The sequence below is a fragment of the Devosia chinhatensis genome (assembly GCF_000969445.1).
Lineage (GTDB): Bacteria > Pseudomonadota > Alphaproteobacteria > Rhizobiales > Devosiaceae > Devosia > Devosia chinhatensis.
This window is the reverse complement of sequence record NZ_JZEY01000054.1, coordinates 2,079,630-2,100,375: the sequence shown is the minus strand read 5'-3', so window position 1 is coordinate 2,100,375 and position 20,746 is coordinate 2,079,630. Positions and strand designations below refer to the sequence as shown.

The window sequence follows — 20,746 nt, the reverse complement described above, 5'->3', positions numbered from 1 at the left end:
CGCGCCCAGGGCCGCGCAGTTGCATCTTCCGCTCCTATAGCCCGTACCAGAAGTAGATGGCGGCGCATGTTGCGGGGCCGACGACGAGGTTCATGGGAATGCCGACCTTGAGGAAATCGCTGAAGCGATAATTGCCGGCGGCATAGACCAGGGTATTGGTCTGGTAGCCGATGGGCGTGGCAAAGCTGGCGCTGCTCGCGAACATGACGGCGACGACAAGCGGGCGCGGATCAACACCGACCTGCTGGGCCAGGGTGATGACGATGGGCGTCATGATCACTGCCACCGCGTTGGAGCTGATGATCTCAGTAAGCAGCGAGGTCAGCATATAGACCGCGATGAGCAGCAAGACCGGAGGCAATGTCGACAAGGTTGGGGCGAAGGCGCCGACCACCAGTTCGATCGCGCCGGACTTTTCGAGCCCGAGACCGACGATCAGCATGGCGAAGATGAGCACCAGAATGCCGCCGTCGAGCGTGCGCCAGGCTTCGTCGCTGTCAATGCAGCGCAGGACCAGGATAGCCACGACCGCGAGCATGGAAAGGATGGAGATGTCCATGATGCCGAAGGCGGCGAGCCCGACGACTGCGGCCAGCGCGATCAGGGCGATCGGCGCCTTGGAGGGACGGAAGGCGCGGCCGCTGGTGCGGTTGACCGAGGCGAGGACGCCTTGCTCGGCCATGCGGTCGACGCCGATGGCGGGTCCTTCGATGAGCAGGCGATCGGCCGGACGGAGCAGGGCGGTGCCGAGGTCCTTGCCGGGCAGGTGCTTGTGCCGATGGATGCCCAGGACCTGTATCCCGAAACGGCTGCCGAGGGACAGCTGGGCGATGCGCTGACCGATGACGGAGCGCTGCGGGCCGACAACGGCTTCAACGACCACCGGGTCTTCGGGTGGGCGGCCGGTGCGCAGCTGGCCGACGCGCAAGCCCGCCGTGTCGCGCAAAGTGAGCAATTCGGACGTCGTCGCGGCAACGATGAGGCGGTCGCCATTCTCGATCTGCTGCTCGGAAAGGTCGCTGCGCAGGATGGTGCTGTTGCGCTTGATGCCGAGAATGCGCAGGCCCGGTCGCTTGAAGGTGGCGATTTCGCCCAAGGGACGTCCCGCCAGGGCAGCCTCTTCGGAGATGGCGATTTCCGACATGAATTCGAGGTTGTCCTCGATCTCGACGGAGTGGGCTTCTTCGCCCTTCCTATCGGGGAGAAGCAAGCGGCCGAACAACGCCAGCATGAGCACGCCCGTGCCGAAGGTGACAAGGCCCACTGGGGTAATCTCGAAAATCGAGAACGGCTCCAGCCCGCGGGTCCGCGCGACGCCGTCGACCAGCAGATTGGTGGACGTGCCGATGAGGGTCAGCGTGCCGCCCAGGATGGTAATATAGGACACCGGAATGAGGAGACGGGTCGAGGCGATCCCGAAACTGCCGGCGATGCGGATGGCGACCGGAATAAGGATGAGCACGACCGGCGTATTGTTGACGAAACCAGCGATCAATCCGGCGCCGGCCATGAGCAGGAGGATGGCCATCCAGGGACGGCCGCCGGCGCGATCCATGATGCCTCCCACAAGCCATTCGAGCACGCCGGTGCGCACGAGCGCGCCGGTGAGGATGAACATGGCGGCGATGGTGAGCGGAGCAGGGTTGGAGAAGACCTGCAGCACATCGGTAGTGGGCACCAGTCCGAAGATGACGAAGAGCGCGGCGCCTGCAGCAGCCACTACCTCGGGAGGGAGCCGCTCGAACAGGAAGCCGGCAAACGTCAATAAAACAAAGGCAAGCGCAACGTAGGGTTCATAACCAGCAATCAAGCCCCCGAGCATTCAATCCCCCAAACGCAATTCGTGCGCGTCTATAAGTCGACGGCCATGTTTAGGTTGCGGAAGTGGGGGACCGCTGACAAGAAAATCATGCTGCGTGTGCAACGGCTTGTCGTTCAAGCGCGTCGAGGAGTTCTTCGAGCCTGTAGGGCTTGGGAACAAAGACCGCGCCGGGAGGCAGGTCACGGTGCGAGGGCGTGACGCCACCAGACACGACCACGATCGGCAGCCCGGGACGCCGGGCGGCGGCCAGGCGCGCCAGGGTAAGGCCGGTGGGACCCGAACCCAGTTCAATATCGGTGATGAGGGCGTCGATATTGCCATCGAGCATGTGCGCGGCGACACGCGCATTGCTCGCCGGCATGGTGTCGAAATCCAGTTCGGCGAGCTGATCGATGAGGTCGAGCAAGAGCAGCGGCTGGTCTTCGACGACAAGTATGCGTGGCTTAGTGGACATGTGGCTTCCCCTCTGTACGCGGTACTGACGAGGAAAGTGTCGGTCGGGGTCCTTCGTTGCATGCGCGTCGCGCATGGCTGGCAGCATGGTTACCATTTGGTTCAAATTGTCCGCATCCCAGCGCGGCGGGGCGAAAATTCGGCTTTTCACTAGAGCGTTCGCTTAAGGTATTTTGCTTATTCTGGCAGGACGGAGAAGCGTCATGAGCCAGAACAAAGTCATCCTGCTGTCAGAAGTGGTCGGCGCGCTCAGCTATGCGCTGGACATCACGGAAGGTCAGCCTGTGGGCCATAGCCTGAGGTGTTGCTGGATCGGGATGCATGTGGGGATGCAGCTGGGCCTGAGCGAAGGAGCGCTGTCAGACCTCTATTACACGCTGCTGCTCAAGGATATCGGCTGTTCATCCAATGCTGCGCGCATCTGCAAGCTCTATCTGGCCGACGATCTGAGCTTCAAGAATGCCTACAAGGTCGTCGACACCAAGCTGCCGGAAATCCTGCGGTTCCTTCTGGCCAACACCGCCCGCGGCTCGGGCTTTGTCGAGCGGCTGCAAACGCTGGTGCATATTGCGCGCAATGGCGGTGAAATCTCCCGGGAGCTGATCGAAACCCGATGCCAGCGGGGGGCGGAGATTGCACGCAGCATGCGGTTTTCCGACGCGGTGGCCGACGGCATTCTCGACCTCGACGAGCACTGGGACGGTACGGGCCAGCCCTTGCACAAACAAGGGCAGGACATTTCGCTGTTTGCCCGGATTGCGCTGCTTGCGCAGGTCGTGGATGTGTTCTTCATGCGCGGTGGCGCCGAAGCGGCGATTGCCGAAGCACAGGAGCGCAGCGGCCGCTGGTTCGATCCGCAAATGGTCGAAACTCTGGTCGAGCTGCGCCATGATTCAGGTTTCTGGGGCCCGATGCTGGGCAATGACCTGCCCGAAAAGGTCGCCGATCTCGAACCCAAGACGCTGACGCGGCGGGTGGACGAAGATTATCTGGACGATATTGCTGCCGGCTTCGCGCAGGTGGTGGACGCCAAGAGCCCGTTTACTGCCGGCCACAGCGACCGCGTCTCGCTGTTTGCCGACCTGATCGCCGAAGAGCTGGGCTATTCTGCCGATCAGCGGCGCTGGCTCAAGCGTGCGGCTTTGCTGCACGATATCGGCAAGCTGGGGGTCTCCAACAGCGTGCTCGACAAGAACGGCAAGCCGGACGACGATGAATGGGCGCAGATCCGGCAGCATCCCGAGCTCGGCCGGCAAATTCTCTCCAAGATCGCGGCATTTTCCGACATGGCCCGCATTGCCGGCGACCATCACGAGAAGCTTAACGGCCGGGGCTATCCGCATGGCATTGCCGGGGAGGCCATCGATCTCGACACGCGCATCGTGACGGTGGCAGACATTTTCGACGCACTGACCGCAGACCGGCCCTATCGCAAGGCAATGGCGGTGCATGACGCCTTTGCCATCATGGATCGGGACGTCGAGATCGCAATCGACGCCGAGGTCTATGCGGCGCTCAAGCGGGGCTTTGCACGCCTCGAAACCGTTGCCGAGCCGATCGGCAGCCAGGCGGCCTAGAGCGCTGCGGTGCGGTAGAGCGCCACCCGTATGCCGCCGTGCAGAACCGGCGGAAGCGCAGGCTCGAAGGCAAGGCCGGTCGCCTGGGCCAGCTGTTTGTCGGCCGTGATGATGCCAACGCGCCAGCCCGAGAAGCGCGTCTTGAGCACCGTGCCCAAGGTCTTGTGCAGGGTGATGAGCGGGCCCTTGCTGCCGATGCGGCTGCCATAGGGCGGATTGACGATGACCAGACCCGGGGGACCCTCGGGAGGAGTCAGGTCCTCGATGGATTGCTGCACGAACGATGTGGACGCCGCAACGCCGGAACGCGCCGCATTCTGCTCGGCCATGCGAATGGCGCCGGGATCGCGGTCCGAGCCGTGAAAGCGCAGGGGACTTGGGCGGGCCTGGCTGCCATCCCGCAGGGCTGCCCATTTCGATGCATCGAAACCGGGGAGCAACTGGAAGGCGAAGTCGCGGCTGCGGCCAGGGGGCAGGCCCAGCGCGATCTCTGCGGCCTCGATGGGAAAGGTGCCCGAGCCACACATGGGATCGAGAACCGGCTCGGTCCCCTGGTAGCCGCATTGGCGCAGGAACATGGCGGCCATGGTCTCGCGCATGGGGGCCTTGTTCACCGCCTCCTTGAAGCCGCGCTTGTGCAGCGAGGCGCCCGTGGTGTCGAGACTGATGGTGACGAGATCATCCTCGATGCGGACCATGACGCGCAGATCGGCATCTTCCGCAGTGGGCGTACCGATGGTCTCGGCAATGGCCTTGGCCACGCGTTGGGCGGCCGCGCCGTCATGGTAGATGCGCGAGCGCTTGCAGGATGCTTCGACGGTAACGGGAATGTCCGGCCGAAGGATCTCGGCCCAGTCGATCTTGCGGGCGCGCTTGTCGAGCTGGGCAAGATGCAACGCCCGGAAACTGGCGACACGCGCCAAGACGCGGGTGGCGCCGCGCAGGACGAGATTTGCGCGCCAGACATCGCTCCAGGTGCCCGAGAAGGTGACACCGCCCTCGATGATGCGCGTGCCCGCAAAGCCGGCGTCGCGCGCCTCGGCCGCCAGCGGAACGTCAAGGCCGGGCGTGGCCACCAGAAAGATGTCGAAAGGGGCACTGTTCATTCCGGAGCCTTAGCCGAGGGCAAGGGTGGTGGCAATCGGGAGGGGCGGGGTTACCTTGATGGGGAAACGTGCTTATATCGGCACAAGGCGATGAAGTGTCGCCATATCCATGACCAGCAGAGAGCCTTTGCGATGAGTGAGTATGTGCCGCCGAAAGTGTGGACCTGGGACGCCGAGAACGGGGGGGCCTTTGCCAGCACCAACAGGCCGATTGCCGGCGCGACCCATGAGGCAAAGCTGCCGCGCGGTGACCATGACCTGCAGCTGCATTCGCTGGCTACGCCCAATGGGCAAAAGGTCACCATCATGCTCGAGGAGCTGCTGGCGGCCGGACACAATGCCGAATACGACGCCTATCTGATCAATATCGGCAAAGGCGACCAGTTCGGCTCGGGCTTCGTCGAGATCAATCCCAATTCCAAGATCCCCGCCATGATCGACCATGGCCCCAAAGAGCCGATCCGCCTGTTCGAAAGCGGCTCTATCCTGGTTTACCTGGCTGAAAAGTTCGGCGCCTTTCTGCCCACAGACGTGGCCAAGCGGGCCGAGACGCTCAACTGGCTGTTCTGGCAGATGGGCAGCGCGCCGTTCGTCGGCGGCGGCTTCGGCCATTTCTATGCCTATGCCCCGGTGAAGCTCGAATATCCCATCAACCGCTATGCGATGGAAACCAAGCGCCAGCTGGATGTGCTGGACCGGCAATTGGCCGAGCACGAATTCGTCGCGGGAAGCGAATACACCATCGCAGACATGGCCATCTTCCCCTGGTATGGCGGCATGGTGCTGGGCCGCGCCTATAATGCGGGGGAGTTCCTGCAGGTGCAGGAATACAAGAACCTGCTGCGCTGGGCCCAGCAGGTGGATGCACGCGAGGCGGTCAAGCGCGGCCGCTGCGTCAATGCGGCGACCGGCCCGGAGGACGAGCACCTCTATGAGCGCCATTCGGCTGCGGACGTGGACAAGGTGCTGAGCCTGCGCAAAGAGCGCGGCACGGTCTGAGCCCGATAATCACCAAGATAGGAGCGGGCGCAGGTCAGGGGCGCCCGCTCTTTTTTCGCAAAAGCAATCAGTTATTGATGCTGAGAATGCCCCATTGCGTTTCGGCGCAGGCATCGTCCAGGCAGACATTGGTGACCCAGATCGCGCCGTTGCCGATACCGACGCCCTCGCTCGTGACGATGAGATCGGCCACATCCTGAGTGAGCAGGGCGTCGAGCGTTTCGGGATAGACCAGGCTGTCGAAATCATCGATGAGGTCCTGGGCCTCGAGGACGTCGTAGCTCTCGCCATTGGCGTTCACCAGAAGCGGATAAAGCGCGTAATCGGCCAGAAGCGTCGGGTCATCGCTCATGGCAATGTCCTGCATGGCGCCGTAGAGCGCAAAGAAGCCATCGGCATCGCCGTGGATGGTCTCGATATTGCTCCAGACATCTTCCTCGGACTGGGCGAGAGCCGGGTTCGCCAGCAGGGACAAGGTCAACATGGAGAGCGTGGCGGCGAGAGACAGGCGCATGTCTGTTTCCTGAAAATGGGGACCCGTTCGACCTGCCCGAGCAAAATGGCGAAAGCAAGTTTTCGCAAGCACGCAGCATTCCATACACGCCATGTTAAGCCCGGCAACGGCACTATCCGGCAGCGTCCGTGGGACCGAATTGTCCCAAAAACGCAGAATGCGTTCGAGTGCGAGTATTGCGTCCATGCGTCTGATCATCGGTATCATCACCGTCTTTGCCTGCGTTTTCGGCGGCTATTCGGCCATGGGCGGACATGTGGAGGTGCTCTGGCAACCCTTCGAATTCGTCATCATCCTGGGCGCTGCGATCGGTGCATTCATCATCGCCAATGGCGGCCCGGTGCTCAAGGCCGTGCCCTCAATGTTCGGCACGATGTTCAGGGGCCCGAAATACAACAAGGCGGCCTATGTGGAGCTGCTGGGCCTGCAATTCGCCATGTATAAGTTGATCCAGCAGAAGGGCATTCTGGGGATCGAGCCGCATATCGAAGACCCGCACAATTCGACGCTGTTCAACGCCTTTCCGAGCTTTGCCAAGAACCACCATGCGGTGGAATTCGTGTGCGATTACATGCGCATGGTGACCATGGGATCGAACAATGTGCATGAGATGGAAGCGCTCATGGACGAGGAACTCGAAACCCATCACCAGGAGCAGGAGCGGCTGGTTTCGGCCATGCAGGCTTTGGCCGACGGTACGCCGGCCCTGGGCATCGTGGCCGCCGTGCTCGGCGTGATCAAGACCATGGGCGCCATCACCGAACCGCCCGAAGTGCTGGGCCACCTGATCGGCGGCGCGCTGGTGGGTACATTCTTCGGCGTGTTCGTCGCCTATGGCTTCTTCGGTCCGATGGCCCAGTCGATGAAGAATATCTACGAGGCGGAATCCAAGTATTACCTGTCGCTCAAGGTGGGCCTGCTGGCCCATATCGGCGGCCAGCCGCCGGTCATGGCGATCGAGTTCGCCCGCAAGGCGCTGATGAGCGAAGTGCGTCCGACCTTCAGCGAGGTCGAGGCCGCGACCGCCAACCTGCCAGCAACCGCGTAAGGCGACGCCGAAGGGGCAGCTGCAATGGCGAATTTCGACCAGCCGATCATCATCAAGAAGGTCAAAAAGAAGGGCCACGCTCATCACGGCGGCGCCTGGAAGATCGCCTATGCCGACTTCGTGACGGCCATGATGGCGTTCTTCCTGCTCATGTGGCTGATCAGCATGACGACGCCCGAGCAGAAGGAAGGCCTGGCCGATTACTTCGCCCCGAGCGCCGCCAGCACGTCCAGTTCGGGCGCCGGCGGGGTGATGGGCGGTTCGGCGCTGGACAATTCCGGGGCCAAGATGGCGGGATCGTCATCGGACGTGGTCACTGACAGCGCATCGTCGCCGCAAAGCGCCGACAAGGGTTCGACCGAGAACAATATCGGCGGCGTCGACCGGTCCAATGGCGATGCCCAACAGGCCAGCAGTGACAGCGCCTTCGATCTCAAATCCGAACAGGATCGGGCCTTTCACAGTGCCGCCGCGAGCATCAAACAGGCCTGGCAGGCCATGCCGGAGCTGACCCCGTTCATGGACAATCTGCTGGTCGAGCAGACCGAGGACGGGCTCGACATCCAGATCGTGGACCAGCAGGGCCGTCCGATGTTCCCCGAGGGTTCGAAATATCCCACCGAGGCGACGCGGGCCGCCATTGCCGCCATCAGCCCGATCCTGCAGCAGCTCAATGCGCAGGTGATGATTTCCGGGCATACAGCAGCGGGCGGGCGCTATGACAATCCGCGCTACGGCCCCTGGGAATTGTCTGCCGACAGGGCCAATGTCGTGCGCTCGACGCTGGGCGAATTCGGACTGGGCAACGATCGGATCAAGTCGGTAGCCGGCCGGGCGACGGACGACCCGTTCTTCCCCAACGATCCCTATATGGCAGCCAATGAGCGCGTGCGCATATCGGTGTTGCAGACGCCGCCACCGGTACCGGTGGGGCTGGCGCCCTAGAGGAAAAGTTTGAAGCCTTCGTGGGTCGCCTTGAAGCCGAGCTTCTCGTAGAAGCGGTGAGCGTCGAGGCGGACCTTGTTGGAGGTGAGCTGGACCAGTCCGCATCCCGCCTGGCGGCATTGATCTATGGCCCATAGCACCATCTGGGAGCCGAGGCCGCCGCCGCGCTGGTCGGCACGAATGTGCACATCTTCCAGAATGGCGCGGGTCATGCCGAAACGGGGCAGGCCCGGAATGATGCTGATCTGGATTGTCCCTAAGATCTCCCCGTCGCGCTCGGCGACGATCAGCCTGTGGGCCGGATCGGCGGCGATGGCATCGAAGGCTGCCCGGTAGCGCGGATCGGCCAGGGTCGCGGGGTCGAGAGGCGGGGTCTCTGCGCCGCGCGCATCGCCGGCATGGCCGAGTTCAAGGATGATCGCAATGTCGGCCGGAACGGCGTCGCGGAAGGTGAGAGTGGTCATTTCAGGTCGATCTCGGCGCCAGGAGTCGCGCCAAGCCTAGCACACCCAGTGCGCCGATGGCCGGGAGAATGGCCAGGACCGAGCCATAGGCGATCAGGGCTGCCGTGCCTGCCCACAGGATGGAGGAAAAGGCTTCGCTGAGTGTGGCGGCGCGCGACGCCGTCTGGCGACGGCGGAACATCGAGCGCTTGGCCACCACGCGGAACCAGAGCTGGATCGCGGTCGAGGCACCCGAGGCGATGATGGCGAACAAGGCCGTCACCACGGCATCGGCCAGGAGGCCAGGCCGAGCAGCAGCAGAATGGGCACGAGAACGATGGCGATCACCGCCAAAACCGATTCAACCTTGGCCCGCAGGATCGTGGAGGCAGGCAGGGGGGCGGTGGCCACCAGGTCATGGGCGTCTTCGCCGGAAATGGCCAGCCAGGCGAGGCCGCCGGCCAATTGACCCGAGGCCATGACGAGGACGGGCACGATGATGAAGAGGCTGTCGCTATTGCTGCCGAAATTGACCCAGAGCAGCAAGGCCGGGGGGACAAGATAGAGCAATTGCATCAGCGTCTGCGACAGGAGCCAGGGATCGCGCTGGAGGAGCTTCCATTCCTTGCGGCGCAGGGCCTGTCGCTGGGTGGTTGCTGCAAAGGCACGCCCGGAAGTACGGCGCTGGCTGCGCACATGGCTGAGGCCGGCGGCAGAGGTGGCCAGGCGGGCATAGCTGGGCGCCACAAGCGCGATCGTGCCGGCAAGGATCAGGGCTGAAATCGTCAACAGGGCAATGGCGGCGCCGATATCGCCCATGGCCGCCCTGGCCGGCAGCCAGATCGGATGGGACGGAGGGGGCGCGGCAGCCAGCACGGCCTCGGACTGGAAGAAGGCGAGGCGCGACAGACCGTCATGGGAGAGGATCGCCGCTGCCTGGACGCCGATGACGAAACCCGCACCCACCAGCCCGGCGATGATCTGTGCCAGAAGGCGCGTGCGTCTGGGACCGGTGAGCTGAAAGAGCAGGCGGGTGATGGCCATGGCGATGGCGACGGAGAGCGCAGCGAGGGCGGCCAGAAGCAGATAGGCCGAGAGCCAGCGCCAGGTGTGCTGAAGCAAAAGGGAGAGGATCAGAGGGCTGACGAGGAGGACGGCCAGGGCAAAGGTGGAGGCAAAGACCGCCAGCCCCCTCACCGCGAAGACAGCGGCACTGGGCGTGGGCGACGACAGGATAAGATCGAGATCGGAGCGGGTGTAGTAGACCCGCGTGACCGCTTCGAGCGCCTGGGACAAGGTGACGGCCCAGAAGAGCAGGCCCATGCCGGAGACCACGAGCAGGGTCTGTGCATCGATCCGGGCGCCGGCGAGAACCCAGGGCCTGACGGCAAACCAGGCGATGAAGGTGATAAAGCCATAGACGGCCAACCCGCCGAACACCCAGCCTAGGAGCCGCGTGCGCTTGCCGCCGGTCAGCATGGCGAGCCCGTCGCGCCAGGCGAGACGGAATTCATGGCGGGCGAACCAAAACATACTGGCGGGGGCGCCGCTCATGGCGTGAGGTTGCCCTGACCGACGAGGTCGAGGAAAATATCCTCCAGCGTGTTTTCGCCGCCTGTCCGGTCCCGCAATTCGGCAAGCGTGCCCTCGGCGATGAGGCGACCATCGGCAATGACACCGATGCGTTCGGCCATGCGTTCGGCGACTTCGAGGATGTGGGTGGTCATGATCACGGTGACGCCCGAGGCGGTCTTTTCGCGCAGGACATCCTTGACCTGCCGCGCCGAGCCGGCGTCGAGGCCGGTCAGGGGTTCATCGAGAATGATGAGCTTCGGATCGTGAACCAGCGCCCCGGCCAGAGCCACCTTCTGCAGCATGCCCTTGGAAAACCCGCCGCACAGCTCGTTGGCGTGGGGAGCGAGCCCGAGCCAGTCAATCAGGGCATGAGCCGATCGGCGGGCGTGGTCGGGGTCCACCTGCCACAGGCCGGAGACGAATTCGAGATATTCGAGCGGCGTCAGCCGGTCATAGACCATGGGTTCGTCGGACACCCAAGCCATCTGCCTTTTGGCGGCGACGGGATCGGCCAGGGCGTCTTGCCCGAATATGGAAATGCTGCCGGCATCGGGCCGCAGAAGCCCGGCGATCATGCGCAGGATGGTGGTCTTGCCGGCGCCGTTGGGGCCGAGCAGGGCGTAAAACTCCCCCGCGCCTATGGAGAGATCGACGCCGCGGACCACCGGACGGTCGAAAGACTTGGTCAGACCGGAAAGGGCAAGGGCGGCAGGCATGACGGCTCCAGTTCGGCGGGCCAGGCTAACCATGCCGCCCTTTCAGGCGAGTGAATGGCAATCGTTAACGAATTGCCGAGGCGCTCGATCAGGCGACCGAGAGCTTCACATCGACATTGCCGCGCGTGGCGTTGGAATAGGGGCAGACCTCGTGGGCCTTGTGCACCAGATCTTCGGCCTGAGCCTTGTCGAAGCCGGGCAGGGTGACCTTGAGTTCAACGGCGATGTTGAAGCCCTTGGCGCCTTCATTGGCGTTTTCACCGAAGGAGACGGAAGCGTCGATCGTGGCTTCGTCCGGAATCTTCACCTTCTCGCCACGAGCGACGGCTTTGAGCGCGCCCAGGAAACAAGCCGAGTAACCAGCAGCGAACAGCTGCTCGGGATTGGTGCCCGGACCGTCATTGCCACCCATGGCCTTGGGCGTGTCGAGCGTCACTTCGAGGCGGCCATCGTCGGTCTTGCTGGTGCCGGTGCGGCCACCAGTGGTGTGGGCGTGGGCGGTATAGACTGCGGATTTGATGCTCATGGGGAAGCTCCTGGTTGAGTGACAGTATGATTAGTGCACAATTTAATTGTGCGCAATACAAATTTGTGGGAGAGTGTGCCGGATCGAAATTGGGGAGTGTGACGTGGCCGAGCCCAAAATGCCGACAATCGACCAGATGCTCTGCTTTGCGATCTACGCGGCGGGCCACGCCTTCACGCGGTTCTACAAACCGCGACTGGATGCGCTGGAGCTGACCTATCCCCAATATCTGGCATTGCTGGTGCTCTGGGAGCGGGACGATATCAGTGTAAAGACGCTGGGCGATCGATTGTTCCTCGATTCGGGCACCGTCACGCCGCTGCTCAAGCGGCTCGAGGCGCGGGGGCTGGTGGCGCGCCGCCGCGATGAGAAGGATGAACGCCAGGTGCGGATCAAGCTCACCGAGGCTGGTCAGGCGCTGGAGCAGAAGGCGCTCTCCATCCCGCTCGCGGTCATCGAGGGCACGGGTCTCGATGTCTCAGGGGGCGACCAGATGCGGCAGGAATTGCTGATGTTGCGCGATCGCCTCGACGCGGCACTCGATCGCCAGCGATAAATTCGCGCAAGGAACCTTTGCCAATCTCGATCCGTTTGTGCGCCGAACTCAAGGAGGCTCGCATGAGCAATGATCGTGAAACCGTAATCGTGGATCGCGGCGGCGGCAGCGGGGCTGCCGTCATTGGTGGCATCGCCGTCGTGGTGCTGCTGCTGATCGTGGGCTATTTCGTCTTCTTCAACGGCCAGCCCAGCGGCGGCGGCACGGTGGATATCGACGTTCCAGCCGTGAGCGTCGATGTTGTGCCCGACGGCCAGTAATCGATACAAAAAACGGGCGCCGCGAGCGCCCGTTTTTTATTGCAGACCGGCGCGGTCGACGACGCCACTGCGACAATCATCCCGCTGGCGCTCGCCTGCGCGTATGAGCTCGGCGAAGTCCGCCGTCGTCACGTCGCCCCTGATGGCGATGCGCAGCTCCCTGATGATCTGGCGATCGCCATCGCGGGCACAGTCAACAATTACACGCTCTCCGGCGCCGCGGCCAAAAGCACGCTCGAAGGCCGCCTTGATGTCCTCGAGTTGCAGCGTACTGCCGATATTGGCCGCAAAGAGCGCGCGCACCTCCGATGCGTTCAGGGCCGCCATGAGGTCGAGAGAGGCCTGATAATAGGCGCGTTCATCCCCGCCAAAGCACGTGCCGTGCTTGATCCATTCGTGACGGTCCAGCCCCGACTGACTGCCCGGCATGACAAGGTCGAGCGCGCGCCTCTGGGCGATGGTGAGGTCGAGCACGGGCAGATCGCGCCAGCGGCCGCTTTCGCTGGCGGCGCGGTCACGACCGGAGACGTTGCAATATTCGTTGCCGCGCGGCTGCGGCCAAAGGCCGTGCAGGCTGAACTGGGTGGCATCGGGTGCATTGGGACGCTGATCGCGGCATTCGCGGACCCGCGCATTGAGTTCGCAGAAGGCGGGCTGCCAGTTTACCGCAAGGATGTAGTCGGCACCGGTTCCGGCAAATGCCGGGCTATCGTCTGCAAATGCGGGACTGTCTCCGCACTGGACCGCGACCCAGCGCTCGGCAGGGCTCGCGCCCGGCACGACGATGCGCAGGTGCGTCGGCGGGGTCTTGTTGGCGGCAAGAAGCTCGTAGCGCTCACCCGGCGTGATGACGATGTTGCCCGGATTGCTCTGGCGTCTGATTGACTGGACGGCCGGGCAGGCTTGGGTGGCCGTGAGCATGCCGGAAAGGCGCGTCTCGGCGACGACGGGCGGGGTCAAGGCTATAAGCGAGGCAAGAATCAGAAGCTGTCGCAGCATGCGCATTCCCGTGGGAGGAAGAGAGCCAGTGCGGCTCTCTTCCATTTTTGTCCGGCTCTTGCCTAGAGGGCGATGCGGTAAATGCCGAAGCCGGCCTCGTCGGTTTCCCCGGTGGGTTCGATGTCGATGGCAGTGACGTCGGCCACCTTGTCCGCAGCCTTGGGGCCGGTGGTGAACAGAACGGAGGTGTCGCCGATCTCGGCCAGGGACCAATTGCTGTCGGCCTTGGGATCGATGGTGCCGTTCTCGATGATGTAGCGCACAATGATGTCGCGATTGGTGTCGGGGCCGACAAAGATGATCTTGTCGGAGCCGATGCCGGGGAAGGAACCGCCACCGCCGGCACGGTAATTGTTGGTGGCGACGACGAATTGCTGGGCCGGGTCGATGGGCTCGCCGTTATAGGCAAGATCGACGATGCGGCTGGCCTCGGGGTTTTCCAGCGCCCCGCCATCGGCGGCATATTTGGAGGGCTGGGTGACGTCGATGCGATAGGTCACGCCGTCGATGACGTCGAAATTGTAGGATGGGAAAGCCGGATTGATGAGCTCGGCATCGGTGGCGCCGGCTTCGACCTGATTGAAGATGCCGGCGGACCGCTCCAGCCATTCCTTGACATCGGCGCCGGTGATCAGGACCGCCTGGATGGTGTTGGGGTAAAGGTAGAGATCGGCGACGTTCTTGATCGCCACCGGACCCACGGGGACATCGGTGTAATAGTCCGGACCGCCGCGGCCGCCGGCCTTGAAGGGTGCGGCAGCGGAGAGGATCGGCAGGCCTTCCCATTCCGTGCCGATCATCATCTGTTCGATATACCAGGATTGGGCCTGGGACACGATCTGCACGGAAGGATCGTCGGCCACGAGGGCGAAATAGGAATGGAGCGGCGCCGCCGTTTCGCCGACGGGGCGACGGATGTAGTCGAGGGTTTCCTGATGTTCGAGGGCGACGGCATCCTCGACCGCAGGGACAGAAGCGACCGTGGGGACATTCTGATTGTCGACCCGTTCGACGATGGGGCGGGCTTCGGACGTGTGAGAAACGACACTCCAGCGGCCGTCGGCATCGACTTCGAGCAGCAGGTCGATGAGGCCCATATGCGAACCCCAGAAGCCCGGCATGACGGCAGGAACGCCATTGAGGGTGCCGGCCTCGCTGTCGGCGCCCTCGACCTCGGCGTAATCGGGGCCGGGGAAGACCAGATGATGGTGACCGGTCAGAATGGCGTCGATGCCCTCAACCGATGCGAGCTGCAGGGCGGCATTTTCCATGCCGGGGACATGATCGCCCGCCTCGATGCCGGAATGGGCCAGAGCCACGACGATGTCGGCGCCTTCCTCCCGCATTTTGGGCACCCAGGCCCGGGCGGCCTCGACGATGTCGCGAACGCTGACCTTGCCGGTGAGATGCGCAGCGTCCCAGGTGAGGATCTGCGGGGGGAGGAAGCCGATGACGCCGATGCGGATCGTGTGCGTGGCGCCGGAGCCGTCGGTCAGTTCCTTCTCGAAAATACGGTAGGGCTCGACATAGGTGTCGTCCTCCCTCGGGTCTTCGGCCAGCTCTGTGCCCCGGACAAGATTGGCCGAAACAAAGGGGAATTGGGCGCCTTCCAGCGCGCGGTCGAGAAATTCGAGGCCGTAGTTGAATTCATGGTTGCCCAAGGTCGCGGCGTCATAGCCAAGCGTGTTGAGCGCGGCGACGGCAGGATGGATGTCACCCTGGTTGAGGCCTTTCTCATAGGCCATGTAGTCGCCCATCGGATTGCCCTGAATGAGGTCGCCATTGTCGAAAAGGACGGCATTTCCGGCTTCGGCCCGGATGTCCTCGATAATGGCCGCCGTACGCGCCAGACCCATCGTGTCATTGGGCGCATCGGCATAATAATCATAGGGCAGGATCGCGACGTGGATGTCGGTGGTCTCGATGATGCGCAGGTGTGCCTGATTGGCCTGGGCCAGGACGGCAAAGGGGTGCATGGCCGTCATGGCGCCAAGGCCGGCCGAGCCGGCGAGGAAGCTGCGCCGGGAAATCCGGGGGAAGAAGTTCATCGATTTTTCTCCATGTGGAACGCCGTGGCCATGGGGGCCGCGCTCCCATGGGTGGCGGCCGCCTGGGCGACCGTTTCGTACGCGCCGCAAGGCGACGCTGGCTCGGTCATGCCCCCTGGAGGTGACGCTGGCATGACGACGCGACGGGAAGGCTATGGAGATTTTACCTTCTGGTCAAATTATTGCTGCCACTCAAAGTTCGGCGATGGCCCTGGGGTAGGCGACGGCCAGCCGGTCTGCAGCGGCATCGATAGCATGGGCGAAAGCCTGGGAGGCCTGGAGGGAATAGGAGATAAAATCGGGGTCAGCCATGACATCGGCCAGTTCGCGCAGAAGGTCGGGGTCAACCGTGCTATAGCCGGCGGCCGTGCTGGCGAAGTTGCCTTCGACATATTGGTCGCGCAGGGTGCTGCCGATACCCGCGACCCATTCATCGGCTGCTTCGGCGCCGATGACCGGCTCGGCTCCGGTTTTCATCATGCGGTAATAGGCATCCATAACTGCATTGGCCACGTCCGGGCCCTGCTGGAGCTCGAACAGTTCCACATAGAGCGCGTTCAACTCAGCGGGGGCTGCCTCGATCATCTCAGCAGCCTTTTCCAGCTCTTCCTCGAATGTGAGGCTATTGTCCGGATCAATCTTGGTGAGCTGCGCTTCGACCTCTATGGCGAGGCTGGATTGAAAATGGTCGATTGCGGCGGTGCGAGCGTCCTGCGTCAGGCCGGTCCCGAGGGCCTGGACATAATCGGCTTCCAGCAATAGGGGTGCGAAGGCCTCGTCCACTGCGCCCTGCCAGGCGCTGACATATTCCACCGGGAAACCAATTTCAGGCCGCAGAAGTTCGCGCAGGTCCCTGCCCAATTGCGCCAAATGCTCGACGTTGCGATCGCCATCGATCACGCCGGCTTCGACCGCTATCGCCGCCGGTGCGACGAGCAACATTGCCGAAAACGCGGCTGTTCCAACAAGGCGATTGAACGGCAGGTTCATTTGGGATCTCCATCACTTGGTGACATCGGCTGTTGCAGATGGGACGTCACCGTGCCGGGAAACCTTGGCGGATAGTTGCGATCAGCTTCTGATCAGTTTTGGATCCACCAGCGCGCCCTTGTGGCCGATGATGATGCCGGCGGTGCGGTGGGCGGCCTGGGCGGCCTGCTCGAGGCTTGCGCCGCCAAGTCGTGCCGAAAGATAGCCGCCATTGAAGCTGTCGCCTGCGCCGGTCGCATCCACAACCTTTGCCCCTGGCGCCGGGGCGACGCGGACGCGCTCATCGGCGGTGGCAATAAGGGCTTCCTTGCTCCCGTCCTTGACCACGACCTCTGCGACACCGAGCTCAAGATAGCGGTCTGCCGTATCGTCGATGGACTTGTCGCCGAAGAGCGGCGCTTCGTCGGTATGGGTGGGCAGGACGATGTCGCAAAGGCTGGCGGCGGCAGTGAGCACGCCGGTCATCACGCGATTGCTGGTCCAGAGTGCCGGGCGGATGTTGGTGTCAAAGGCAATGCGGGCGCCGTTGTCGCGGGCCTTTACGATGGCGCCGAGCAGCCGGCCCCGGGCGCGAGGGGCCAGGATGGCGAGGGTGATGCCGGAAAAATAGACCAGCTCGGCCTTTTCGACGGCATGCGCTAATGCCTGCTTGTCATCGGCGAGCAGCTTTGCCGCAGACTGATCGCGCCAATAGGTGAAGTGGCGGTCGCCCTTTTCCTGGTGGATCATGTAAAGGCCGGGGCGGCGCTCCGGGACGGTCTGGATGTGACTGGTACCGATGTCGTTGTCTTCCAGAAAGGCGCGGATGTCTTCCGAATAGCGGTCCTTGCCGAGGGCGGTGAGGTAATCGACGGACCAGTCCCTGCCCAGCAGCGCGCGCAGATACCAGGCCGTGTTGAGGGTGTCGCCGGCATAGCCGAGGCGATAGGTGCGATCTTCGCCCCCACTCATCTCAATCATGCATTCCCCAATGGAGACGATGCGCCTGGTCATGATGGTCCTCCCGCGAGCCTGGTGTGGCTTATGCCGGTGCGGGCTTGCTCCGGCAAGGGCTTGCGACTAAAGAGGCTCTATCCTGTGCGCCACTTCCATACAAGATTACGCGCCTGTCTTTGGAGATTGCCGTGAGCCAGCCGCGCTTGAACAATGCCAGCCTTCCCAACCTGGCCGAGGGCACGCAGGTGCCGACTTACGATCGCTCGGCCGTCACGCCCGGCATCGTGCATCTGGGCATCGGGGCGTTCCATCGTGCGCATATGGCAGTCTATGTCGACGACCTGCTTGGCGAGGACCTGAGCTGGGGCATCGTGGGAGCGAGCCTGCGTCGGCCGGACACCAAGGACGCCCTGGAGCCACAGGACGGTCTTTACAGCATTGCCGTGCGGGACGCTGCCGGCACGCATCCCAGAGTGATCGGATCGATCCTTTCGGTCATGGACGCGAATACGCAGCGCGATGAACTGCTGGCCCTGATGGCCGATCCGAAAATCCGCATCGTGTCGCTGACCGTGACGGAAAAGGGCTATTGCCACGATCCCTCTACCGGCGAGCTTGACGAACGCCATCCCGATATTGCCCATGACCTGGCCCATCCGGGTGCGCCCCGTTCGGCTCCGGGCATGCTGGTAGAGGCCCTGTCGCGGCGCAGGGCGGCGGGGGTCGCGCCCTTCACCGTGATGAGCTGCGACAATCTTCCCTCCAACGGCCAGACCGCCAAGCGCATCGTGACCCACTTCGCGGCCCTGCGGGACGCCGCGCTGGGGGAATGGGTCAAGACGGTGGCTTTTCCCTCGACGATGGTCGATCGTATCGTGCCCTCCACCACCGATGCCGATCGCGCTGAAATTGCCGCGCTCATCGGGGCAGAGGATGCCTGGCCGATCATGACCGAGCCGTTCACCCAATGGGTGATCGAAGACAATTTCCCGGCCGGTCGTCCGCGCTTTGAGAAAGTGGGCGCGCAGGTCGTCGATGACGTAGAGCCTTTCGAGCACATGAAGCTGCGCATGCTCAACGGCTCGCACTCGACCATGGCCTATTCGGGCTATCTGGGCGGCTATGAATACATTGCCGAGGTCATGGGGGATGACGCCTATGTGGCACTGATCCATGGCCTGATGACGGAAGAAGTCATGCCGACGCTGGATATGCCCGGTGTCGATCTTGGGGCCTATCGCGACCAATTGCTCGAGCGGTTCCGCAATCCGGCGCTCAAGCATCGGACCTGGCAGATTGCCATGGACGGAAGCCAGAAATTGCCGCAGCGGCTCTTGGGCACCATCCGCGACCGGCTGGAGGCGGGAGCGGGTTTCGAACGGCTGGCGCTCGGCGTTGCCGCCTGGATGCGCTATGTCACGGGCGTGGCCGAAGATGGCGGCGAGATCGACGTGCGCGATCCCCATGCCCTCAAGATGATGGCGATCGCAGCCGATGCCGGCGACGATCCCGAAGCGCTGTTCGACGGCCTTGTGGGCATGAGCGAGGTTTTCGGCGAGGACCTGGCGGCAAACGGCAGGTTCCGAGAGTCGGTGATCGCGCACCTCGAGCGGCTTTTCGACGAGGGCGCCCGGGCCAGCGCAAAGAAGGTGGCCGGCTAAGGAACCCGTTCACCGCCATCGCACTTACTGCTAGCGTTTCACCACGATCGAAAGGCGTCAGCGATGAAGTGGCAGGGCAGGCAGCGCAGTTCCAACATCGAAGACCGACGCGGCCAGCGGGCTGGTGGCGGGCTTGGCGGTCTGGGCGGATTGGGTGGCAATCGCGGCGGCATTCGCATCCCGAGCGGCGGGCGCGGATCGCGCGGTGGGATTTCCGGGCTGATCGGTATCGTGCTGTTCCTGGGCATCGTGTGGTTCGCCACCGGACAGAACCCGCTCGACATGCTGACCGGCGGATCATCGGCGAGCGCACCCGGTTCGAGCGTGAGCTCTCGGCAATTGCCGGCGCAGGGTGAGGACGAGCTGGCCGATTTCGTTGCCGTCGTGGTGCGCGAAACGGAAGATTTGTGGAACGAGCAGTTCGCGGCCCTGGGCGAGGATTATCCCGAGCCGAATGTCGTCCTGTTCACCGACAGCGTCAATTCCGCCTGTGGCCTGGCCGATGCCTCCATGGGGCCGTTCTATTGTCCGGGCGACAGCAAGGTCTATATCGACCTTTCCTTCTACGACCAGCTGCATCGCCAGCTCGGAGCCCCCGGCGACCTGGCGCAGGCCTATGTGCTGGCGCACGAAGTGGGTCACCACGTGCAGAACCTCACCGGGGTTCTCCCCGAGTTCAACCAGCGTCGGCAGCGCATGAGCCAGGAAGAGGCCAATGCTTACTCGGTGCGCGTTGAACTGCAGGCCGATTGCTATGCGGGCGTCTGGGCGAATTATGCAGGCCAGCAAAACCTGCTCGAAGACGGCGACATCGAGGAAGCGCTCAACGCAGCCGAGCAGATCGGCGACGACACTCTGCAACGGCGCATGCAGGGATTTGCAGTGCCCAAGACGTTCAATCACGGCACGTCGGAGCAGCGCAAGACCTGGTTCGAGCGCGGCTATGTTTCGGGCAATCCCGGCGACTGCGATACGTTCTCGGGCAATGTCTGATCGAACCGGCCTGTCGGTGGCGCGTTGTGCCCCGACAGAGGAGATGATCCATGCAGGGCAATATCGCCAAGGTCGTGCTCGAGCACTTTGCCGATGACGGCGCCTTCCCCAACAGTACATTGCCGGTGGTGATCTACCGGCAGGCGCTGGCGCAGCCCAGTGCCGAGGCCCTCGAAAAGCTATTCGATGGCAATGGCTGGCCGAGTGCCTGGCGCTATGGCGTCTATGATTTTCACCACTACCATTCCACCAGCCATGAATGCCTGGGCGTAGCCAGGGGCAAGGCGCGACTGATGTTGGGCGGGCCGGAAGGGCGGCAGTTCGAAGTGGAGGCGGGCGATGTCTTGGTCCTGCCGGCGGGGACCGGGCACTGCAACCTGGGATCGAGCCCGGATTTTCTGGTCGTGGGATCCTATCCGCCCGGCTTCAGTGCCGATCTACTGCGCGGGGAAGCGGGCGAACGTCCTGAGGCGGACGAGCGTATTGCCCAGGTGCCCTTGCCTAGGACCGACCCGGTCGGCGGGCAGGGTGGTCCAATCCTGGACAAATGGGCCTAGGAAAAACCCCGGCCTAACGACC

Annotated in this window: 22 protein-coding genes; 9 read left to right on the top strand and 13 right to left on the bottom strand. The window is 63.3% G+C overall.

The annotated features are described in order from the left end of the window. Positions 1–34 precede the first annotated feature (34 nt). Both VE26_RS10150 and VE26_RS10145 read right to left on the bottom strand, forming a co-directional pair. Positions 35–1,822 (bottom strand): SLC13 family permease, encoded by a 1,788-nt coding sequence (locus VE26_RS10150; protein ID WP_046104814.1) that lies wholly within the window; start codon positions 1,820–1,822, stop codon positions 35–37. A gap of 85 nt (positions 1,823–1,907) precedes the next feature. Beyond that, on the bottom strand, positions 1,908–2,276 hold the full coding sequence (locus tag VE26_RS10145; RefSeq protein ID WP_046104813.1) for a response regulator: 369 nt from the start codon (positions 2,274–2,276) through the stop codon (positions 1,908–1,910). Between the two features lie 202 nt (positions 2,277–2,478). On the opposite strand from VE26_RS10145, the gene VE26_RS10140 reads away from it, so the two are divergent. Then, a complete protein-coding gene (locus tag VE26_RS10140; protein WP_046104812.1) occupies positions 2,479–3,852 on the top strand; it encodes an HD-GYP domain-containing protein in 1,374 nt (457 codons plus the stop codon). Here VE26_RS10140 and VE26_RS10135 read toward each other — a convergent pair. Next, on the bottom strand, positions 3,849–4,958 hold the full coding sequence (locus tag VE26_RS10135; protein WP_046104811.1) for a THUMP domain-containing class I SAM-dependent RNA methyltransferase: 1,110 nt from the start codon (positions 4,956–4,958) through the stop codon (positions 3,849–3,851). The two genes, VE26_RS10140 and VE26_RS10135, sit on opposite strands and share 4 nt — an antisense overlap. Positions 4,959–5,090: 132 nt before the next feature. Between VE26_RS10135 and yghU the strand changes: the two genes are divergently transcribed. Beyond that, the gene (yghU, locus tag VE26_RS10130; RefSeq protein ID WP_046104810.1) at positions 5,091–5,957 is read left to right on the top strand and encodes a glutathione-dependent disulfide-bond oxidoreductase; all 867 of its coding nucleotides are present in this window, start codon (positions 5,091–5,093) and stop codon (positions 5,955–5,957) included. Between the two features lie 67 nt (positions 5,958–6,024). Here yghU and VE26_RS10125 read toward each other — a convergent pair whose 3' ends face one another. Beyond that, positions 6,025–6,471 (bottom strand): hypothetical protein, encoded by a 447-nt coding sequence (locus VE26_RS10125; RefSeq protein ID WP_046104809.1) that lies wholly within the window; start codon positions 6,469–6,471, stop codon positions 6,025–6,027. 184 nt (positions 6,472–6,655) lie between these two features. Between VE26_RS10125 and motA the strand changes: the two genes are divergently transcribed. Further along, positions 6,656–7,519 (top strand): flagellar motor stator protein MotA, encoded by an 864-nt coding sequence (gene motA, locus VE26_RS10120; RefSeq protein WP_046104808.1) that lies wholly within the window; start codon positions 6,656–6,658, stop codon positions 7,517–7,519. A gap of 24 nt (positions 7,520–7,543) precedes the next feature. Then, complete coding sequence (locus tag VE26_RS10115; RefSeq protein WP_046104807.1) at positions 7,544–8,464, top strand: flagellar motor protein MotB; 921 nt, start codon at positions 7,544–7,546, stop codon at positions 8,462–8,464. On the opposite strand, the gene VE26_RS10110 is transcribed toward VE26_RS10115, so the two are convergent. From VE26_RS10110 to VE26_RS10095, 5 genes are all read right to left on the bottom strand, one after another. After that, on the bottom strand, positions 8,461–8,928 hold the full coding sequence (locus tag VE26_RS10110; RefSeq protein WP_046104806.1) for a GNAT family N-acetyltransferase: 468 nt from the start codon (positions 8,926–8,928) through the stop codon (positions 8,461–8,463). The two genes, VE26_RS10115 and VE26_RS10110, sit on opposite strands and share 4 nt — an antisense overlap. Before the next feature lies 1 nt (position 8,929). Continuing rightward, entirely contained in the window at positions 8,930–9,190 is a 261-nt protein-coding gene (locus tag VE26_RS18495) for a hypothetical protein (RefSeq protein ID WP_244465655.1), read from the bottom strand. After that, positions 9,187–10,440: a permease gene (locus VE26_RS10105; protein ID WP_244465654.1), complete on the bottom strand. Its 1,254-nt coding sequence runs from the start codon at positions 10,438–10,440 to the stop codon at positions 9,187–9,189. The genes VE26_RS18495 and VE26_RS10105 overlap by 4 nt, the downstream gene beginning before the upstream one ends. A gap of 17 nt (positions 10,441–10,457) precedes the next feature. Then, complete coding sequence (locus VE26_RS10100; RefSeq protein ID WP_084620224.1) at positions 10,458–11,198, bottom strand: ABC transporter ATP-binding protein; 741 nt, start codon at positions 11,196–11,198, stop codon at positions 10,458–10,460. 88 nt (positions 11,199–11,286) lie between these two features. Beyond that, the gene (locus VE26_RS10095) at positions 11,287–11,724 is read right to left on the bottom strand and encodes an organic hydroperoxide resistance protein (protein ID WP_046104804.1); all 438 of its coding nucleotides are present in this window, start codon (positions 11,722–11,724) and stop codon (positions 11,287–11,289) included. Positions 11,725–11,842: 118 nt separating this feature from the next. On the opposite strand from VE26_RS10095, the gene VE26_RS10090 reads away from it, so the two are divergent. Together VE26_RS10090 and VE26_RS10085 are read left to right on the top strand one after the other, a co-directional pair. Continuing rightward, positions 11,843–12,280, top strand: coding sequence for a MarR family winged helix-turn-helix transcriptional regulator (locus tag VE26_RS10090; protein ID WP_046104803.1), 438 nt, complete (start codon positions 11,843–11,845; stop codon positions 12,278–12,280). Positions 12,281–12,342: 62 nt separating this feature from the next. Further along, the gene (locus VE26_RS10085; protein WP_152658791.1) at positions 12,343–12,540 is read left to right on the top strand and encodes a hypothetical protein; all 198 of its coding nucleotides are present in this window, start codon (positions 12,343–12,345) and stop codon (positions 12,538–12,540) included. 36 nt (positions 12,541–12,576) lie between these two features. Here the strand turns inward: VE26_RS10085 and VE26_RS10080 are convergent, their stop codons facing one another. The 4 genes from VE26_RS10080 to VE26_RS10065 form a co-directional block, all read right to left on the bottom strand. Then, complete coding sequence (locus VE26_RS10080) at positions 12,577–13,539, bottom strand: ribonuclease T2 family protein (RefSeq protein WP_160297828.1); 963 nt, start codon at positions 13,537–13,539, stop codon at positions 12,577–12,579. Between the two features lie 62 nt (positions 13,540–13,601). Continuing rightward, positions 13,602–15,587: a bifunctional 2',3'-cyclic-nucleotide 2'-phosphodiesterase/3'-nucleotidase gene (locus VE26_RS10075; protein WP_046104800.1), complete on the bottom strand. Its 1,986-nt coding sequence runs from the start codon at positions 15,585–15,587 to the stop codon at positions 13,602–13,604. Positions 15,588–15,779: 192 nt separating this feature from the next. After that, positions 15,780–16,577: a hypothetical protein gene (locus tag VE26_RS10070; protein ID WP_046104799.1), complete on the bottom strand. Its 798-nt coding sequence runs from the start codon at positions 16,575–16,577 to the stop codon at positions 15,780–15,782. Between the two features lie 81 nt (positions 16,578–16,658). After that, positions 16,659–17,570 carry a sugar kinase gene (locus VE26_RS10065; RefSeq protein WP_046104798.1) on the bottom strand — a complete coding sequence of 304 codons (912 nt, stop codon included), beginning with the start codon at positions 17,568–17,570 and terminating at the stop codon, positions 16,659–16,661. Between the two features lie 131 nt (positions 17,571–17,701). On the opposite strand from VE26_RS10065, the gene VE26_RS10060 reads away from it, so the two are divergent. From VE26_RS10060 to VE26_RS10050, 3 genes are all read left to right on the top strand, one after another. Then, the gene (locus VE26_RS10060) at positions 17,702–19,174 is read left to right on the top strand and encodes a mannitol dehydrogenase family protein (RefSeq protein WP_425283844.1); all 1,473 of its coding nucleotides are present in this window, start codon (positions 17,702–17,704) and stop codon (positions 19,172–19,174) included. Positions 19,175–19,237: 63 nt separating this feature from the next. Then, positions 19,238–20,167, top strand: coding sequence for a KPN_02809 family neutral zinc metallopeptidase (ypfJ, locus tag VE26_RS10055; RefSeq protein WP_046104797.1), 930 nt, complete (start codon positions 19,238–19,240; stop codon positions 20,165–20,167). A gap of 50 nt (positions 20,168–20,217) precedes the next feature. Beyond that, positions 20,218–20,724, top strand: a complete 507-nt coding sequence (locus VE26_RS10050) for a cupin domain-containing protein (RefSeq protein ID WP_046104796.1) — start codon at positions 20,218–20,220, stop codon at positions 20,722–20,724. The last annotated feature ends 22 nt before the right edge of the window (positions 20,725–20,746 follow it).

Bases quoted from the DNA above. Each gene is read 5' to 3' on its own strand.
- VE26_RS10100 (WP_084620224.1), bottom strand. From the start codon at position 11,198: ATGCCTGCCGCCCTTGCCCTTTCCGGTCTGACCAAGTCTTTCGACCGT.
- VE26_RS10050 (WP_046104796.1), top strand. From the start codon at position 20,218: ATGCAGGGCAATATCGCCAAGGTCGTGCTCGAGCACTTTGCCGATGAC.
- VE26_RS10125 (WP_046104809.1), bottom strand. From the start codon at position 6,471: ATGCGCCTGTCTCTCGCCGCCACGCTCTCCATGTTGACCTTGTCCCTG.
- VE26_RS10105 (WP_244465654.1), bottom strand. From the start codon at position 10,440: ATGTTTTGGTTCGCCCGCCATGAATTCCGTCTCGCCTGGCGCGACGGG.
- VE26_RS10085 (WP_152658791.1), top strand. From the start codon at position 12,343: ATGAGCAATGATCGTGAAACCGTAATCGTGGATCGCGGCGGCGGCAGC.
- VE26_RS10080 (WP_160297828.1), bottom strand. From the start codon at position 13,539: ATGCTGCGACAGCTTCTGATTCTTGCCTCGCTTATAGCCTTGACCCCG.
- VE26_RS10095 (WP_046104804.1), bottom strand. From the start codon at position 11,724: ATGAGCATCAAATCCGCAGTCTATACCGCCCACGCCCACACCACTGGT.
- motA (WP_046104808.1), top strand. From the start codon at position 6,656: ATGCGTCTGATCATCGGTATCATCACCGTCTTTGCCTGCGTTTTCGGC.
- VE26_RS10140 (WP_046104812.1), top strand. From the start codon at position 2,479: ATGAGCCAGAACAAAGTCATCCTGCTGTCAGAAGTGGTCGGCGCGCTC.
- VE26_RS10070 (WP_046104799.1), bottom strand. From the start codon at position 16,577: ATGAACCTGCCGTTCAATCGCCTTGTTGGAACAGCCGCGTTTTCGGCA.
- ypfJ (WP_046104797.1), top strand. From the start codon at position 19,238: ATGAAGTGGCAGGGCAGGCAGCGCAGTTCCAACATCGAAGACCGACGC.
- VE26_RS10090 (WP_046104803.1), top strand. From the start codon at position 11,843: ATGCCGACAATCGACCAGATGCTCTGCTTTGCGATCTACGCGGCGGGC.
- VE26_RS10135 (WP_046104811.1), bottom strand. From the start codon at position 4,958: ATGAACAGTGCCCCTTTCGACATCTTTCTGGTGGCCACGCCCGGCCTT.
- VE26_RS10065 (WP_046104798.1), bottom strand. From the start codon at position 17,570: ATGACCAGGCGCATCGTCTCCATTGGGGAATGCATGATTGAGATGAGT.
- yghU (WP_046104810.1), top strand. From the start codon at position 5,091: ATGAGTGAGTATGTGCCGCCGAAAGTGTGGACCTGGGACGCCGAGAAC.
- VE26_RS10115 (WP_046104807.1), top strand. From the start codon at position 7,544: ATGGCGAATTTCGACCAGCCGATCATCATCAAGAAGGTCAAAAAGAAG.
- VE26_RS10075 (WP_046104800.1), bottom strand. From the start codon at position 15,587: ATGAACTTCTTCCCCCGGATTTCCCGGCGCAGCTTCCTCGCCGGCTCG.
- VE26_RS10150 (WP_046104814.1), bottom strand. From the start codon at position 1,822: ATGCTCGGGGGCTTGATTGCTGGTTATGAACCCTACGTTGCGCTTGCC.
- VE26_RS10145 (WP_046104813.1), bottom strand. From the start codon at position 2,276: ATGTCCACTAAGCCACGCATACTTGTCGTCGAAGACCAGCCGCTGCTC.
- VE26_RS10110 (WP_046104806.1), bottom strand. From the start codon at position 8,928: ATGACCACTCTCACCTTCCGCGACGCCGTTCCGGCCGACATTGCGATC.